Origin of the sequence: Nonomuraea rosea, from assembly GCF_039539705.1 — a bacterium.
In the GTDB taxonomy this organism is placed as follows: domain Bacteria; phylum Actinomycetota; class Actinomycetes; order Streptosporangiales; family Streptosporangiaceae; genus Nonomuraea; species Nonomuraea rosea.
Window position 1 is genome coordinate 277,421 of the sequence record NZ_BAABDQ010000002.1, and the last position, 15,350, is coordinate 292,770.

The following is a 15,350-nucleotide window of genomic DNA, read 5'->3' on the forward strand; positions in this document are numbered from 1 at the left end:
GAGATGGCGGGGTGCTGAGGTGGCCAGACTGCTGCGCATGCCGGAGGTGGCGGCGAACGCCGGCGAGGCCGTCCTGCAGGGGTGGACGGTGGCGGTGGGTGTGCCGTTCGCGGCCGGGGACGTGATCGCGACCATCGAGACCGACAAGGCGGTGGTGGACGTCGAGGCCGAGATCGACGGGGTGCTGCTGCGTACGGTGGCGGCGGAGGGCACCGCCGTCGCGGTCGGGACGGTCATCGCGGTCCTGGGCGAGGTGGGGGAGCCGGCCGGCGCCGAGCCGCCTGCGCGGCGCTTCTCCAGCCCACTGGCGCGCCGCCTGGCCAGGGAGGCTGGCCTGCCGCTGGAGGACATCACCGGCACGGGCCCGAACGGCCGGATCATCCGCCGCGACGTCGAATCGGCCATCGAGCACCGCGCCGCGAACCCGGCGGCCGGACTCCACGATCCGAAGCTGCCGGCGGAGCTTCGCGGCACGGAATCGGTGGCCGGACTCCGTGATCTGGAGCCGTCGGCCGAGCGTCGCGGCACGGAATCGGTGGCCGGACGCCATGACGCGGAGTCGGGGGGCGGGCGGCATGACGAGGCGCCGGTGGCCGAAGGCGTTGCCGAAGCGGGGGCGGAGCGGGCCGCCGCACCGGGTTCCGCGTTCGTCCGTGAGGTGCCGCATGCGCGGGCCCGGCGGGCCATCGCCGCCAGGCTGACCGCGAGCAAGCAGCGCATCCCGCACTTCTACCTGCGCGGCACCGCCCACGTGGGCAGGCTGCTCAAGCTCCGCCGCCACCTCAACCGCACCGCCCCCCGCAAGGTCACCCTCAACGACCTCGTCATCAAGGCGGTGGCGCACGCGCACCTGCTCGTACCCGAGATGAACGTCGTCTGGACCCCCGACGCCACCCGCGCCTTCGGCACCGTGGACGTGGCCGTCGCCATGGCCACCGAGCCCGGCGGATCGGGGCTCGTCACCCCCGTGCTCAGATCCGTCGAGCGGCAGTCCGTCCTCGCGATCTCCGCCGCCGTCAGGGACTTCGCCGACCGGGCCGCGTCAGGCCGGCTGCGCCAGGACGAGCTGGAGGGCGGCGTCCTGACCGTGACGAACCTGGGCATGTTCGGCGTCGAGGAGTTCGCCGCCATCATCAACCCGCCCCAGTCCGCGATCCTCGCCGTCGGCGCGGCCCACCGGGAGCCCGTCGTCAGGGGCGGGAAGCTGAAGGCGGGCGAGGTGATGCGCGTGACGCTGTCCGTCGATCACCGGCCCATCGACGGCGTCGTGGCCGCCGCCTGGATGCGGGAGTTCCTGGCGCTGCTCGCCGACCCCGTCCGCATCCTCGCCTGACCGCCGGGCCAAGGGGATTGATCGAGCGTACGGCTGCGCCTATGGTGTTAATCGTTTAACACGTACAGAGGCGGAGATGTGAGGACTATCCCCGCCCTGACCAGTCATCCGACGTCGCATCCATCAAAATCCCCTTATTCCTGTAGGGAATGCTAGGTTATTCGACTAACATGAGACCAACAGCGCGACAAGTGGCCGAGCTGGCGAACGTGTCAGTGGCGACCGTCTCCTACGTGCTCAGCGGCCGGGACCGCCCGGTGGCCGCCGAGACGAGGCAGCGGGTGCTCGACGCCGCCAGGCAGCTCGGCTACACCCCCAACCAGGCCGCGCGAAGCCTGCGCAAGCGCCGTACCCAGCGGGTCTGCCTGGTGCTGAGCTCGCTCGGCGGCGTGCCGACCGACGAGCGGCTGGCCACGGACCTGCACGAGATGGCGGACGCCCGCGGCTACTCCGTGGTCACGCTCGCCGTCTACTCCGATGCCCGCGCCGGCGCCGCCATCGACGTGCTGCGCGGCGGGATCGCCGACGGCGCGCTGATCAACGTCGTCGGCGACCACCTCACCCGCGACCTGCTCACCGGGCTGGCCGCCACCGGGCTGCCGATGGTGGTGCTCAGCAACGAGAGCGGGCTGGACGGCTGCGACGTCGTACGCACTCCGGAGGTGGAGGTGTCCGTGGAAGCGGTCGAGCACCTGCTCGCGCAGGGACGCCGGCGCATCGCGTTCATGGCGCACCGGCACGAGCTCTACCGGGACAAGCCCGCGGGACGGCTGCTCGGCTACCTGACGGCGCTCGACCGGCACGGCGTGGACCAGCGGATCGTCACCTCCGGCGCGGACGACCGGGTGTCGGCCTACCAGACCGCCACCGAGCTCCTGAGGTCTCCCGACCGCCCCGACGCGATCTTCGCCGCCTCCGACCGGGCGGCGATCAGCGCGATCTGGGCGGCCAGGGACGCGGGGCTCGACGTGCCAGGGGACGTCGCCATCGTCGGCGCGGGCAACATCGACGAGGGTCTCATCAGCAATCCGCAGCTCAGCACCATCGGCCCGGTCAGGCACGACTACACCGACGTCGTGCGCCTGCTCTTCGACCGCATTCAGGCCGAGGAGCCGCCACCCGCCCGCGAGATCGTCCGCTCCTGGGCGTTCGTGCGGCGGGGCTCGTCCTAGAAGGGAACCCCCGAGATGTCCTCCCACTCCTCCCCGATCTCCCGCCGCGACCTGCTCCGCCTGGCCGGGGCGGCGGCGGCCGTACCCGTCCTGTCGTCCTGCGCGGGGGCACCGGCCGCGCAGAGCGCCGCGCCCGGGACCTTCACCGTCTACTGGAACGCCGGCCACGACTACCAGGCCTATCGCGCGGTGATCGCCGAGTTCGAGCAGGCCAACAAGGTCAAGGTGAACCTGCAGAAGTACCAGTGGCCCGACCTGCGGACCAGGCTGCTGGCCGACTTCGCCTCCGGCACCGTGCCCGACCTCGTCGAGGAGCCCGGCGGGTGGGTGCAGGAGTTCGCCATCTCCGGCAACGCCCGCTCGCTGCAGGACTACGTCGACCGCGACGGCGCCGCGATGGGCTTCCCGTCCGACTGGCAGCCGGTGACGGTCGAGCGGAACTCCTACCAGGACAAGGTGTACGGCGTGCAGCTCCACCTGACCTGCAACACCCTCGTCTACAACAAGGCCATGCTGCGCGAGGCGGGGGTGGAGCCGCCGACGACCTGGGAGGAGTTCCTGGCCGCGGCCAAGAAGCTGACCAAGGACGGCGTGTACGGCGTCGCGCTCAACCAGGACTACACCTACGTCTGGCCGTGGATGGTGCAGGCCGGCGTCACCCCGTACGACCCGGCGACCGGCAAGGTCATGACGCCGACGGCGGACGCGGCCGCCGCGCTGCAGTTCCAGGCCGACCTGATCCACAAGCACAAGGTGGCCCCCGTGCCGGTGTCGGGCACCGACTACTCGGGCCCGCAGAAGCTGTTCTCCGCCAAGCGCGCCGCGATGATCTTCACCGGGCCCTGGGACCTGGACCCGATCAGGAAGACCAGCCCCGACATCGAGCTGGGGGTCGCGCCCCCGCTCAAGCACAAGGTGCAGGCCACGCAGGCGGCCGGCGTCAGCATGTTCGTCCCGGCCAAGGCGGCCAGGCCCGACCTGTCGTGGGACTTCATCAAGCGCATCACCACCCTGGAGGTCGAGCAGGCCGCCACCAAGGAGACCGGCATGCTCATGCCGCGCGCCTCGTGGGCGAAGCTGCCGGAGGTGCAGTCGAACGAGGCCATCAAGGTCTTCGCCGACGCGCTCCCCGACGCCAAGGACTCCTCCCAGCAGGTACGCCTCACCGGCCAGCTCGGCAAGTGGGAGGAACAGCTCAAGGTCGTCTACCAGCAGGTCCTCATCCAGAACCAGCCGGCCGCGGCGGCGCTCGGCACGTTCAGCCAGGCGGCGGAGGGCTTCCTGCGATGACCTCGCTCGCACGGCGGCGCCGGGCCCTGCCCTCGCTCACGCTGCGGCCCCGCACCCTCGCCGGCCGGTACGCCAGGACGGCCTACCTGTTCCTCATCCCGGCGATCCTGTTCTTCGCGATCTTCTTCTACCTGCCGATCGGCAACGTGGTCGCCACCAGCCTGCGCACCGGCCCGCAGGCCGACCAGTGGGCCGGGTTCGCGAATTACGGCCAGGCCCTGGCCGACCCGGCGGTGCGGCACTCGTTCCTGGTCACGGTGGCGTTCGCGGTGGCGGTGGTGATCGGCTCCATCGTGCTCGGGCTGGTGCTGGCGCTCGCGATCGACCAGCCGCTCAAGGGGCGGGTGGTCTTCCGCGTGCTGCTGCTGGTGCCGTACCTGACCTCGGTGGCGATCGTCGGCCTGCTGTGGCGCAACATCCTGGACCCCGAGCTGGGCGTGCTGAACCGGGTGCTGGGCGCGGCCGGCCTGCCCGGGCAGCAGTGGCTCAACACCGCGCCGCTGCTGACGATCGCCGCCGTCACGCTGTGGCAGAGCGTGGGCTACACGATGGTGCTGTTCCTGGCCGGGCTGCAGGGCATCCCCGAGACCTACCACGAGGCCGCCAAGATCGACGGGGCCGACTCCTGGCGCCGGTTCTGGCGGATCACGCTGCCGCTGCTCGCCCCGACGACGCTGTTCGTCTCGGTGATGGCGGTGATCTCGGGGCTGCAGGCGTTCGGGCAGGCGTACATCATCACCAACGGCGGCCCAGGCGACGCCACCGACCTGTCGGTCTTCCACATCTTCAACGTCGCCTTCCGCACCCGCGACTTCGGCTACTCCTCGGCGCAGTCGGTGCTGCTGCTGGTCGTGATCGTGGCGTTCACGCTGGTCCAGCTCAGGGCCGGGCGGCGCGGGGAGGTCACCTACTGATGCGCAAGCCGCTGCTCTACACGCTGCTCGGGCTGGCCTGCCTGGTGACGGTGCTGCCGCTGCTGTACATGCTGTCCCTGTCGCTCCAGACGGAGGCGGAGACGCTGTCGGCGAACGCCGTGCTCGTCCCCGATTCGCCCCAGTGGGGGAACTACGCCGAGCTGTTCGCCCGCGCGCCGTTCGGCAACTTCATCGTCAACAGCCTCGTCGTGGCGGGCGTGATCACGCTGGCGCACCTGGTGTTCGACCCGCTGGTCGGGTACGTGTTCGCCAAGTTCCGCTTCCCGCTGCGCAACACGTTGTTCGTGGCGCTGCTGGCCACGCTGATGGTGCCGTTCTTCGTGCGGATGATCCCGTTGTACGTGCTGATGGCCAACATGGGGTGGCTGAACACGTACCAGGGGCTGATCACGCCTTTTCTTATGGACGCGTTCGGGATCTTCCTGATGCGGCAGTTCATCCAGCCCATTCCCGACGACCTGATCAGCGCGGCCCGCATCGACGGCGCCTCCGAGCTGGGCATCTACCGGCGCATCATCCTGCCGCAGACGCGGCCGGCGCTGGCCGTGCTCGGGCTGTTCACGTTCGTCTTCCAGTGGAACGAGTTCCTCTGGCCGCTGGTCGCCACCACGACGCCCGAGATGCGTACCATCCCGGTCGGGCTCACCCTGTTCAACCAGGAGTACTTCACGTTGTGGCACCTCACGGCGGCCGGCTCGGTGATCCTCTTCGTCCCCACCGCCGTCCTGTTCGTCCTCACCCAGCGGTACTTCGTCAGGGGCATCGCCCTGACCGGTCTCAAATAAGGAGTTTCTGGTTTTGCGCCCGAACGTGATCGTCGTCTTCACCGACCAGCAGCGGTGGGACACCGTCGGCCCCTTCACCCCGAACCTCGACAGAATGGCCAGGCACGGCACGCAGGCCACGGTCGCGCTCACCCCGCAGCCGGTGTGCGCCCCCGCCCGTGCGGCGCTCCAGACGGGCCGCTACCCGACCACGACCGGCGTCTACCGCAACGCCCGCGTCCTGCCGCCCGAGGAGCGGACGCTGGCGCATCACTTCGGCGCGGCCGGCTACGTCACCGGCTACATCGGCAAGTGGCACCTGGCCGGCAGCGAGCCGGTGCGGGAGGAGGAGCGCGGCGGCTACCGGTCGTGGCTCGCGGCCAACGCGCTGGAGCACACCTCCGACGCCTATCGCACGATCGTGTACGACGAGGCGAATGACCCCGTGATGCTGCCCGGCTACCGTTCCGACGCCCTCGTGGACGCGGCCGTCCGGTTCGTCGCCGACCACCACGACGAGCCGTTCTACCTGTTCCTGTCGTTCCTGGAGCCGCACCACCAGAACGAGGTGGACAACTACCCGGCCCCCGACGGCTACGAGGAGCGCTACCAGGGCCGCTGGATGCCGCAGGACCTGGCCGCGCTCGGCGGCACCGCGCCGCAGCACATGGGCGGCTACCTGGGCCAGGTCAAGCGCCTGGACGAGGGGCTCGGGCGGCTGCTCGACGCGCTGCGCAGCATGGACCTGCTGGACGACACGATCGTGGCCTACACCTCCGACCACGGCAACCACTTCAAGACCCGCAACGGCGAGTACAAGCGGTCCTGCCACGACGCGTCGCTGCGGGTGCCGCTGGCCGTGCGCGGCCCGGGGTTCGACGGGGGCGGCGCGATCACCCGGCCGGTCAGCACGATCGACCTGCCGCCCACGCTCCTGGACGCCGCCGGGCTGCCGGTGCCGGAGGCCATGCAGGGGCGCTCGTTCCTGCCGCTGGTGCGCGACTCCCGCGCCGAGTGGCCCTCGGAGGTGTTCTTCCAGGTGAGCGAGTCGGAGGTGGGGCGCGGGATCCGTACGTCGCGGTGGAAGTACTACGCGGTCGCCGAGGACGCCCACCCGTGGGACGTCCCCGCCGCGTCCCGCTACCGCGAGCAGGCCCTGTACGACCTGGACAACGACCCGCACGAGCTGCTGAACCTGGCGGGGTTCGGCTCGCACGCCGGGGTCGCGGCGGAGCTGCGCGAGCGGCTGGTACGCAGGATCGTGGCGGCGGGGGAGGCGGAGCCGGTCATCGAGCCGGCCGTGGAGCGGGAGGGGCGCGAGCAGGCGATGACCGACCCGGCCGTCCGCCTGACCGGCCCAGAACCCGTCCGCTTCGGCCACCAGCGCCCCACCACCCCAGCCCGGCACCCGTCGCCCGGCTCACCCTGACGGGGTCCCCCGGCCTTGCCCGACCGGCTGTTTCTGGCCGGCTGTTCATGACGCGGCGCCCGCACCCGAGGCGGGGTGCGGGCGCCGCGTCGGGGTCAGCTCTGCGCGTCCGCGGGCTTGTGCCCGTGGGCGCCGCCGCTGCGCGCGGCCGTGGCCGGCGCGCTCGCCGTGCCGATCGTGCCCGTGTCGAAGGCGTACGTGGCCACCAGGGTCGCGACGGCGTCGGAGTTCACGTCCAGCGCCTTGTCGTTGATGTTCTTGATCGTGTCGCACACGCTGTGGTAGCAGGGGTCGAGCGGGACGCCGGCCGTGCCGCCGAAGATCGCCGCCTCCTCAGCGGTCTTGAGCTCCTCGGCCCCGGTGAACAGCCCGCCCGCCGGGATCCCGGCCGCGATGAACGCCCCGTAGTCCGAGCGCCCGGTGAACGCCGTCGCCGTGAACGGCAGCCCGCGCCCGGCGAAGAACTTCTCGAAGTCCTCCTCGATCACGTCCGACCCGGGAGGCCCGGCGGTGCCGAACGCGTCGCCGTCGCCGTCATAGATCCCGAACGTGTAGTTGGGCGAGGCGATCATGTCGAAGTTCAGGTAGAGGGTGATCTTGGCGCGCTCCTCCTCCGTCAGCGCGGCGACGTAGTGCTCGGAGCCGAGCAGCCCGAACTCCTCGGCGCCCCAGAACGCGAAGCGCACCTGGTTCTTCGGCCTGGTCTTGGCGAATTGCAGCGCCACTTCCAGAATGCCGGCGCTGCCCGAGCCGTTGTCGTTGATGCCGGGCCCCTCCTGGACGCTGTCCAGGTGCGCGCCCATCATGACGACGTTGGCGGGGTCGCCCTTCCTGCTCTGGGCGATCACGTTGTAGGTGGTCCTGGTCTCGACGATCGGGTCCCAGTTCATGGTGACCGTGGTGCCCGCGGCGGCGGCCAGCTCCTGCCCGACCGCGAAGCGGGCGAAGAACGACGGGATCGTCACGCCGGGGCCGCCGAGCACCGGGTTCAGGTCCACCTCGGTGCGGCCTGCCTGCCCCTCGTTGAACACGATGGCCGCCGACGCGCCCGCCGCCATGGCGTTGTCCACCTTGACGCGGAAGTTGCAGGTGCCGCGCTGCATGAGCGCGACGTTCCCGGCCACGAACCCGGCGAAGTCGCTCGCCTCGCAGCCCGAGTTCGAGGTGTTGGCCGCGGGACCGGGCGGCAGCACGAGGTCCACGGGCTGGATCGTGCCGGTGACCGTACCGGCGGGGGAGTCGCCCATGGCGACGTAGTCGCTGAAGAACCCGTACGTGTACGTCTTCGCCACCGGGCTGTTCTGCTTGAGCACGGGCGGCGTGACGTAGCCGTCGAAGGTGAACTCGAACGGCTGGATGGTCACGTCATAGCCGGCGGAGCGCAGCTTGCGCGCCACGTAGTCGCGGGAGGCGTCGAACCCGGGAGTGCCGGACACGCGGGTCCCGCCGTTCGCCTTGGCGATGGCCTGCAACGCCTGGAGGTGCTTCTTGACGTTCTTGCCCGAGACGTCTTTCACGAGCTTGCGGACGGCGTCGCCGCCGGGGTGATGACCGGAGTGGCCGCCGGGATGGGCCGCCGCGGGGACGGTGAAGGCCAGCGGTGACAGGGTCACGGCCACGGCGGTGATGGTGCCGAGCACGCCTTGACGTAAGCGGGACCGCATAGTGCTCCTCGTAACGTGGAGGGTGAACCGGGTCAAATGCACACGTGACCCGAAACGTATTCACCAGTGGGGTGATAGGGAAGATTGACCACGTATCCGTTGCATTACGGACTTGGAACGTCGCATTCGAGATAAGGAACCGCATGTCCATATCGCTCCCGTCCACCGGCACGCTCGCCATCGGCGGGAAGACCGTGCACCGTCTCGGCTTCGGGGCCATGAGCCTCACGGGGCCGGGCGTCTGGGGGCCGCCCCGTGACCACGACGGGGCACTCCGGGTCCTGCGCAGGGTCGTCGAGCTGGGCGTGAACCTCATCGACACCGCCGACTCCTACGGTCCCTACGTCAGCGAGGAGCTCATCCGCGAGGCCCTGCACCCGTACCCGGAGGGGTTGCTGATCGCGACCAAGGCCGGGTTCGTCCGTACGGGACCGAGCCAGTGGCACGCCGTGGGCCGGCCCGAATACCTGCGGCAGGAGGTCGAGATGAGCCTGCGCCGGCTCGGGCTGGACCGGATCGACCTGCTCCAGCTGCACCGCATCGACCCGCAGGTGCCGCTGGAGGACCAGCTCGGCGAGCTCAAGGCGCTCCAGGACGAAGGCAAGATCGCCGCCGTGGGCCTGTCGGAGGTGAGCGTCGAGGAGCTGGAACGGTCGCGGCGCATCGTCGAGATCGTCAGCGTCCAGAACCGGTACAACCTCAGCAACCGCTTCTCCGAGGACGTGCTGGAGCACTGCACGGAGCAGGGGATCGCGTTCATCCCCTACAGCCCCATCGCCAAGGGCGCGCTGGCCGCGCCCGGCAGCCCCGTGGAGCACGTCGCCAAGGCCGTCGGGGCCACGCCTGCGCAGGTCAGCCTGGCCTGGCTGCTGGCCCGCTCCCCGGTGGTGGCCCCGATCCCGGGCACCTCGTCGATCGCCCACCTGGAGGAGAACCTGGCCGCCTCGACCGTGTCGCTGACGGCCGGGCAACTGGCCGAGCTGGGCTGATCCCGATCTTCGTTGACAACCGATGATCGTGACCGCGATGCTCTGGCCCCATGGGGCATGCGGTGCGGCGGTGGGCCGCGATCCTGGGCACGCAGGCCGTGCTGGCGGCCTGCGTGCCCACCACGCCGGCGAGCGGCGGGCAGACCGGGCTGACGCTGAACGCGGAAGGCCGGTTGACGATGGCGGTGGCCTGGTGCGATCAGGCACCCGACGGGGTGATCGTGTACCGCCGCTCCGGTGGTGAGCTGCTCGACCAGGCCGAGCTCAAGGGTCCCGCCCTTTCTGGCAAGATCGCCTTCGTCGACCTGGAGGAGCTTCCCGAGGGGTGGTCGCTGACAGAGGGCGATCTGAACCTGCGGGCGGAGGAGTCCTACGAGATCGCCGCGTTCAAGAGCGGCCGGCAGTTGGTCTACTTCTCGGTCAATCTCAAGGAGGGCCACAAGAGCCGTCTCGACCGGGACCACATCGTGGTTCAGCGGCACGACACCACGGAGGAAGGTGGCCACGACGTCGAGCTGTCCGAGGCCGCCTTCATGGCGCAGGCCGTGAAGTCCTGCTGAGCGGCCGGACCGCCGCGTGGCGTCAGGGCTCGTCCGGCGCGGGGGTCTTGGCGGCGCGGCCGCGGCGGCTGGGGAAGCGCATGGTGAGCAGCCGCGCGCGCGGCGCCACTCGTTCGGCCAGGCCGAACAGCGCCTGGGTCCGGGTGCGGTCGGCGTCGAGGTGGGTGAAGAGGTTGACCCCGAGGTAGAAGGTGATCGCCGCGTAGGCGAGGTCGCGTGGCGGCAGGAGCCTGGCCAGCGGTGATCCGCCGATGACCCGTTCGAGGGCCTCTTCGACGAAGTCGATCCAGGGCTCGGCCCGCGCCGTGATCTCCTTGCGCAGCTCCGGCCGGGCGATGCTCGCGCCGACCACCTCGGCGAAGAACGTGATGTGCCCGCCTTCGAGGTCGGCGTTGTAGATCTTGTTCGCGGTCTCGACGAGCTCTTCCAAGGTCCGGCATTCGTCCACCGCCTGCCGGTAGGCCGCCATGCGCTGCTGTGAGGACCGGTCCAGCGCGGCGAGGAGCAGCGGGTCGACGCCGCCGAAGTGGTAGAAGACCAGCGCCGAGTTGACCCCCGCGGCCGTGGCGATGGCCCGCGCGCTGGTGCCCGCGTATCCGTGACTGCGCACCGTCTCCGCAGCGGCCTCGATCAGGCGGTCGCGGGTCTCCGCCCCCGGCTGCTGCTTTCCGGCCATGCACACCCCTCTTGACAGATGTCGACGTCTGCATCATACAGTTTAATCACTCGATTAAACCGATCGCTCAAGGAGCGCCATGGAGCCCGAACGGCAACCGCAGCAGCGGGCGAGATGGATACTGGCCGGCGTCCTGGCGGCCTTGTTCGCGGCGATGCTGCTCTACCGGGTCCTGCACGCCGGTCACCTGGAGCAGACGGCGCTGTTCTACGTCGGCATACCGGCCGTGATCGCCGTCACCGTCGCCCTGACCGTGCGGCCCCGCAGCACCGTCGGCATGGTCATGGCCTCCATGACCGTCGCCCTGGCCCTCGCCGGACCGCTGCTCGGTGAGGGGGTCGTCTGCCTGGTGATGGCCGCGCCGCTGTTCTACCTGGTCGGCGGGATCGTCGCGCTGCTCATCGACGAAAGACGCCGCCGCCCGGGCGACGGGCGGCTGAGCCTGCTGGTCGTGCCGCTCATCCTGGCCGCCGCGCTGGAGGGCACCGCGGTCTCGATGCCGCGGGCCGGCGAGGCCGCCGTCACCGTGGCCGCGACCGGCGCGGACGTCGAACGGGCGCTGGCCGCCGAGCCGCGGTTCGGGCCCGTCGAGTCGCCCTTCCTGCGCCTCGGCTTCCCCCGCCCGCTCCGGTCGGAAGGCACCGGTCTGGCCGTCGGCGACACCCGTACGATCACTTTCACCCCCCGCCGCTCACTGGGCATCGGCGCCTCGCCGGAACCCCGGTCCATGACCCTGCGGGTGAGCGAGCGCGCCCCGGGACACGTCGTGTTCGCCGTGGTCGCGGACACCACCGTCGCCCGCTGGATGGACCTGCGGCAGGCGACGTTCGACTGGACTGCGGACCGCCTGACGGTCACCATCGCCTATCGCCGCACCTTCGACCCCGGCTGGTACTTCGGCCCGCTGCAGCGATACGCGGTCTCCGAGGCAGCCGGTTACCTGGCCGGGACCTTCACCTCATGAACGACCCGGCGCTGATCCGGAACGTCGCGCTCTTCGTGCCGATGGCCGCCGTCTGGATCGCGGCCGCGCTACGGCGGCCCGGCCAGCGGGACATCGCCGCGATGATCGTCGCCACGGTGTGGAATCTGCTCGCCCTCGCGGTGGTGAACGTCGTCGCCGTAGGTGCGGGATGGTGGACGTTCGGCGCGAAGGGCGCCCTCGTGGCCGGCGTCCCCGCCGACCTCCTGCTGGGCTGGGCGCTGCTCTGGGGGGCGCTGCCCGCCTGCGCCGCGCGGGCCCAGCCGATCACGCTGGTCGTCGCCGTGCTCGCCGGGCTCGACCTGACGGTGATGCCGCTGGCCGAGCCGGTGGTGGTGCTCGGGAAGGAATGGCTGTACGGCGAGGCCGCCGCGATCGGGCTCGGCCTGCTGCCCGGCCTGCTCCTCGCCCGGTGGACCGCCGCGGACCGCCGTCTGCCGTGGCGGGTGTCGATGCAGGTGGTGCTCGCGGGCGGGCTCATGCTCGGCGTCCCGATCGCGCTCACCGGCGTGTGGCGGCAGCCCGCCTGGGCGCTCGGGCTGCTGGCACAGCTGCTCGCCGTGCCGCTGGTGTCCGGGCTCGCCGCCGTCCGGGAGTTCGCCGTCTCGGGGCGGGGCACACCGGTGCCCTACGATCCGCCGAAACGCCTCGTCACCAGCGGGCCGTACGCCTATGTGCGCAACCCCATGCAGTCCGCCATGGCCGGGGCCTACCTGGTGCTCACGGTGGCCGACCTCCGGTTCGCCGCCGCCGCGCTCGTCTGCGTCGCCTACGGCGCCGGGCTGGCCTCCTGGCACGAGGGGGCCCAGCTGCTCGCCCGGTACGGCGCCGGCTGGACGGCCTACCGCGCGCACGTACGCGCCTGGCTGCCGCATGTCCGCCCGTACGCCGGACTGCCGCACGCCGACGTCTACGTGGCCGCGACCTGTGATCGGTGTGCCGGTGTCGGCCTGTGGATCGGCCGCCGCCGCCCGGTGGCGCTGCGGATCCGGTCCGCCGAGAGCCATCCCGCCGGTCTGCGCCGGATGACCTATGAGCGGGCCGACGGGCTGCGGGCCCAGGGAGTGGCGGCCTTCGCCCATGTGGCCCAGCATCTGCACCTGGGCTGGGCGGTACTCGGCTGGTTCCTCCTGCTGCCGGGAGTGGGCTGGTTCGCCCAGCTGTGCGCCGACGCCTTCGGCGCCGGCCCGGCCCGGCCGGGTGTGGCCGGCGAAAGGGCGTGGTGATCGCCGGCGTACCGGGATCGGCAAAAGGCGTGGTGATCGCCGGCGTACAAGGACCGGCGAGAGGGCGTGGTGATCGCCGGCGCGCAGGGGCCGCCGGGTGATCGCCGACGTACAGGAGCCGGCCCTCCCGCGGGAGGGCCGGCCCTGGAACGTCAGCCCAGGCCGCTCTTCATGGCCGTGAGCAGCTCGGCGTTCGTCGTGTCGCCGCTGAGCTCCCAGAAGAACGCGCCGCCGAGGCCCTGGTTCTTCGAGTAGCTCATCTTGCCGCCGATCGTGGCCGGCGTGTCATAGCTCCACCACTGGCCGCCGCAGAAGCCGTACGCGGTGCCCGCGACCGTCCCGGTGGCCGGGCAGCGCGTCTTGAGTACCTTGTAGTCCTCGATGCCCTGCTCATACGTCCCCGGCGCCGCCCCGGAGGCCGTGCCGCCCGGCGCGGCCTGGGTGACCCCGGTCCAGCCGCGGCCGTAGAAGCCGATGCCGAGCAGCAGCTTGCTCGATGGCACGCCCTTGCTCTTGAGCTTCTGGATCGCGTTGTCGGAGTGGAAGCCCGCGATCGGGATGCCGCTGTAGTCGTTGAGCGGAGAGTGCGGGGCCGTCGGGCCCTGCGCCGCCCAGGCGCCGAAGAAGTCGTAGGTCATGACGTTGTACCAGTCGACGTACTGCGCCGCGCCGCCGTAGTCGGCCGCGTCGATCTTGCCGCCGCTGGTGCCGTCGGCGGTGATGGCCGCGGTGACCAGGTTGCCGGTGCCGAAGCGCGAGCGCAGCGCCGACATGACGTTCTTGAACGCCGCCGCGCCGCTGGCGTCGCAGGTCAGGCCGCAGGCGTTCGGGTACTCCCAGTCGATGTCGATGCCGTCGAACACGTCCGCCCAGCGCGGGTCCTCGACCAGGTTGTAGCAGGAGTTGGCGAAGGCCGTCGGGTTCTGGGCGGCCTGGGTGAAGCCGCCGGACCAGGTCCAGCCGCCGAAGGAGAAGAGCACCTTCAGGTTCGGGTACTTCTTCTTGAGCTTGCGGAGCTGGTTGAAGCTGCCGCGCAGCGCGCCGGCGTCCCAGGTGTCGGCGACGCCGTCCACGCTCTCGCCCGCCTGGTAGAAACGGTCGTAGTCGGCGTAGCTGTCGCCGATCGTGCACTGGCCGTTCTGCACGTTGCCGAAGGCGTAGTTGATGTGCGTCAGCTTGGCCGCGGAGCCGCTGGTGTCGATGTTCTTGACGTGGTATCCGCGCTGGTAGACGCCCCACTGGACGAAGTAGCCGAGGACCTTGTTGCCCCCGCCTCCGCCGCCGCCCGTGGTGGTGGCGGTGACGGTGTTGCTGGTGGCCGAGCGGTTGCCGGCGGCGTCGCGGGCGCGGACGGTGTAGGCGTACGCGGTGCTGGCGCTCAGGCCGGTGTCGGTGTGGGTGGTTCCGGTGACGGTGGTGACAAGGGTGCCGCCGCGGTAGATCTCGTATCCGGTGACGCCGACGTTGTCGGTGGCGGCGTCCCAGGCGAGGGCGACGCTGTTGTTGGTGACGCCGGTCGAGCGCAGGTTGCCCGGCACGGTCGGCGCGGTGGTGTCGGTGCCGCCGCCGCCCGTGGTGGTGGCGGTGACGGTGTTGCTGGTGGCCGAGCGGTTGCCGGCGGCGTCGCGGGCGCGGACGGTGTAGGCGTACGCGGTGCTCGCGGTCAGGCCGGTGTCGGTGTGGGTGGTGCCGGTGACGGTGGTGACAAGGGTGCCGCCGCGGTAGATCTCGTATCCGGTGACGCCGACGTTGTCGGTGGCGGCGTCCCAGGCGAGGGCGACGCTGGTGTTCGTGACGCCCGTCGAGCGCAGGTTACCGGGGACCGACGGCGCGGTGGTGTCGGTGCCGCCGCCGCTCGCGACCTTCCACAGCGCGGGGACGTTCGGCGGCTCCCAGCCGGGCTGCGAGGTGTGGCCCTGGACGCATTCGTACTCGACGCCGTTGTACGTGACGCGAGCTCCCGTCGCGTACGCCGTCCACGCGGCCCAGGCGTCGGCGAGAACCGCGGATGACTGGGTGGCGCCGTACGCGCCGGCCGGGGCGGCGATCACGGCGGTGAGGGGCAGCAGTAAGGCCGCCAGCCCGGCGAGGACCTTGCTCAGGATGGTGTGTCTCATTGATACTCCGACATCCGATTGGGGGGTGTGTGGGGGGTGGGATGCCTAGGAAACTAATAGGAAAGTTTCCTTTTAATTATGAGACGACGGTAACCTCTGCCTGCGGAGGCGTCAATACGTTTCGGTCAGGTCGTGAAATCGCGGTGTCAACCGGGGGCCATGGGGGTCGCGGGCGCGCTCGCCGCGCACGCGGGACGAGCGCGGCCAGCCTGC

Annotated in this window: 13 protein-coding genes; 10 read left to right on the plus strand and 3 right to left on the minus strand. The window is 70.9% G+C overall.

Annotation, left to right across the window (positions count from 1 at the left end):
- Positions 1-19 precede the first annotated feature (19 nt).
- The 6 genes from ABEA43_RS05250 to ABEA43_RS05275 all read left to right on the plus strand — a co-directional run bounded on the left by ABEA43_RS05250 (position 20) and on the right by ABEA43_RS05275 (position 6,923).
- Positions 20-1,333: a dihydrolipoamide acetyltransferase family protein gene (locus ABEA43_RS05250; protein ID WP_345559230.1), complete on the plus strand. Its 1,314-nt coding sequence runs from the start codon at positions 20-22 to the stop codon at positions 1,331-1,333.
- A gap of 170 nt (positions 1,334-1,503) precedes the next feature.
- Entirely contained in the window at positions 1,504-2,505 is a 1,002-nt protein-coding gene (locus ABEA43_RS05255) for a LacI family DNA-binding transcriptional regulator (protein WP_345559232.1), read from the plus strand.
- A 15-nt stretch (positions 2,506-2,520) separates the two neighbouring features.
- On the plus strand, positions 2,521-3,795 hold the full coding sequence (locus ABEA43_RS05260; protein WP_345559234.1) for an ABC transporter substrate-binding protein: 1,275 nt from the start codon (positions 2,521-2,523) through the stop codon (positions 3,793-3,795).
- On the plus strand, positions 3,792-4,709 hold the full coding sequence (locus ABEA43_RS05265; protein ID WP_345559236.1) for a carbohydrate ABC transporter permease: 918 nt from the start codon (positions 3,792-3,794) through the stop codon (positions 4,707-4,709). Before ABEA43_RS05260 ends, ABEA43_RS05265 begins: the two co-directional genes overlap by 4 nt.
- Positions 4,709-5,515: a carbohydrate ABC transporter permease gene (locus ABEA43_RS05270; RefSeq protein WP_345559238.1), complete on the plus strand. Its 807-nt coding sequence runs from the start codon at positions 4,709-4,711 to the stop codon at positions 5,513-5,515. Before ABEA43_RS05265 ends, ABEA43_RS05270 begins: the two co-directional genes overlap by 1 nt.
- Positions 5,516-5,528: 13 nt before the next feature.
- Complete coding sequence (locus ABEA43_RS05275; protein ID WP_345559240.1) at positions 5,529-6,923, plus strand: sulfatase family protein; 1,395 nt, start codon at positions 5,529-5,531, stop codon at positions 6,921-6,923.
- Positions 6,924-7,018: 95 nt separating this feature from the next.
- Here the strand turns inward: ABEA43_RS05275 and ABEA43_RS05280 are convergent, their stop codons facing one another.
- Complete coding sequence (locus tag ABEA43_RS05280; RefSeq protein ID WP_345559242.1) at positions 7,019-8,587, minus strand: M28 family metallopeptidase; 1,569 nt, start codon at positions 8,585-8,587, stop codon at positions 7,019-7,021.
- Between the two features lie 143 nt (positions 8,588-8,730).
- Here ABEA43_RS05280 and ABEA43_RS05285 point away from each other — a divergent pair, with 143 nt between their 5' ends.
- Complete coding sequence (locus ABEA43_RS05285; protein WP_345559244.1) at positions 8,731-9,576, plus strand: aldo/keto reductase; 846 nt, start codon at positions 8,731-8,733, stop codon at positions 9,574-9,576.
- A gap of 50 nt (positions 9,577-9,626) precedes the next feature.
- Complete coding sequence (locus ABEA43_RS05290) at positions 9,627-10,136, plus strand: hypothetical protein (RefSeq protein WP_345559246.1); 510 nt, start codon at positions 9,627-9,629, stop codon at positions 10,134-10,136.
- A gap of 22 nt (positions 10,137-10,158) precedes the next feature.
- Here ABEA43_RS05290 and ABEA43_RS05295 read toward each other — a convergent pair whose 3' ends face one another.
- Complete coding sequence (locus ABEA43_RS05295; protein ID WP_345559248.1) at positions 10,159-10,812, minus strand: TetR/AcrR family transcriptional regulator; 654 nt, start codon at positions 10,810-10,812, stop codon at positions 10,159-10,161.
- A gap of 79 nt (positions 10,813-10,891) precedes the next feature.
- Here ABEA43_RS05295 and ABEA43_RS05300 point away from each other — a divergent pair, with 79 nt between their 5' ends.
- Positions 10,892-11,776, plus strand: coding sequence for a hypothetical protein (locus ABEA43_RS05300; protein WP_345559250.1), 885 nt, complete (start codon positions 10,892-10,894; stop codon positions 11,774-11,776).
- Entirely contained in the window at positions 11,773-13,020 is a 1,248-nt protein-coding gene (locus tag ABEA43_RS05305) for a methyltransferase family protein (RefSeq protein WP_345559252.1), read from the plus strand. The genes ABEA43_RS05300 and ABEA43_RS05305 overlap by 4 nt, the downstream gene beginning before the upstream one ends.
- 152 nt (positions 13,021-13,172) lie before the next feature.
- On the opposite strand, the gene ABEA43_RS05310 is transcribed toward ABEA43_RS05305, so the two are convergent.
- Positions 13,173-15,137, minus strand: a complete 1,965-nt coding sequence (locus ABEA43_RS05310; RefSeq protein ID WP_345559254.1) for a glycosyl hydrolase family 18 protein — start codon at positions 15,135-15,137, stop codon at positions 13,173-13,175.
- Positions 15,138-15,350: the final 213 nt, after the last annotated feature.

What these genes read in the sequence shown, in the direction of transcription:
- ABEA43_RS05285 (WP_345559244.1), top strand. Translation starts at nt 8,731, where the DNA reads ATGTCCATATCGCTCCCGTCCACCGGCACGCTCGCCATCGGCGGGAAG.
- ABEA43_RS05280 (WP_345559242.1), bottom strand. Translation starts at nt 8,587, where the DNA reads ATGCGGTCCCGCTTACGTCAAGGCGTGCTCGGCACCATCACCGCCGTG.
- ABEA43_RS05255 (WP_345559232.1), top strand. Translation starts at nt 1,504, where the DNA reads ATGAGACCAACAGCGCGACAAGTGGCCGAGCTGGCGAACGTGTCAGTG.
- ABEA43_RS05305 (WP_345559252.1), top strand. Translation starts at nt 11,773, where the DNA reads ATGAACGACCCGGCGCTGATCCGGAACGTCGCGCTCTTCGTGCCGATG.
- ABEA43_RS05290 (WP_345559246.1), top strand. Translation starts at nt 9,627, where the DNA reads ATGGGGCATGCGGTGCGGCGGTGGGCCGCGATCCTGGGCACGCAGGCC.
- ABEA43_RS05295 (WP_345559248.1), bottom strand. Translation starts at nt 10,812, where the DNA reads ATGGCCGGAAAGCAGCAGCCGGGGGCGGAGACCCGCGACCGCCTGATC.
- ABEA43_RS05310 (WP_345559254.1), bottom strand. Translation starts at nt 15,137, where the DNA reads ATGAGACACACCATCCTGAGCAAGGTCCTCGCCGGGCTGGCGGCCTTA.
- ABEA43_RS05300 (WP_345559250.1), top strand. Translation starts at nt 10,892, where the DNA reads ATGGAGCCCGAACGGCAACCGCAGCAGCGGGCGAGATGGATACTGGCC.
- ABEA43_RS05260 (WP_345559234.1), top strand. Translation starts at nt 2,521, where the DNA reads ATGTCCTCCCACTCCTCCCCGATCTCCCGCCGCGACCTGCTCCGCCTG.
- ABEA43_RS05270 (WP_345559238.1), top strand. Translation starts at nt 4,709, where the DNA reads ATGCGCAAGCCGCTGCTCTACACGCTGCTCGGGCTGGCCTGCCTGGTG.
- ABEA43_RS05265 (WP_345559236.1), top strand. Translation starts at nt 3,792, where the DNA reads ATGACCTCGCTCGCACGGCGGCGCCGGGCCCTGCCCTCGCTCACGCTG.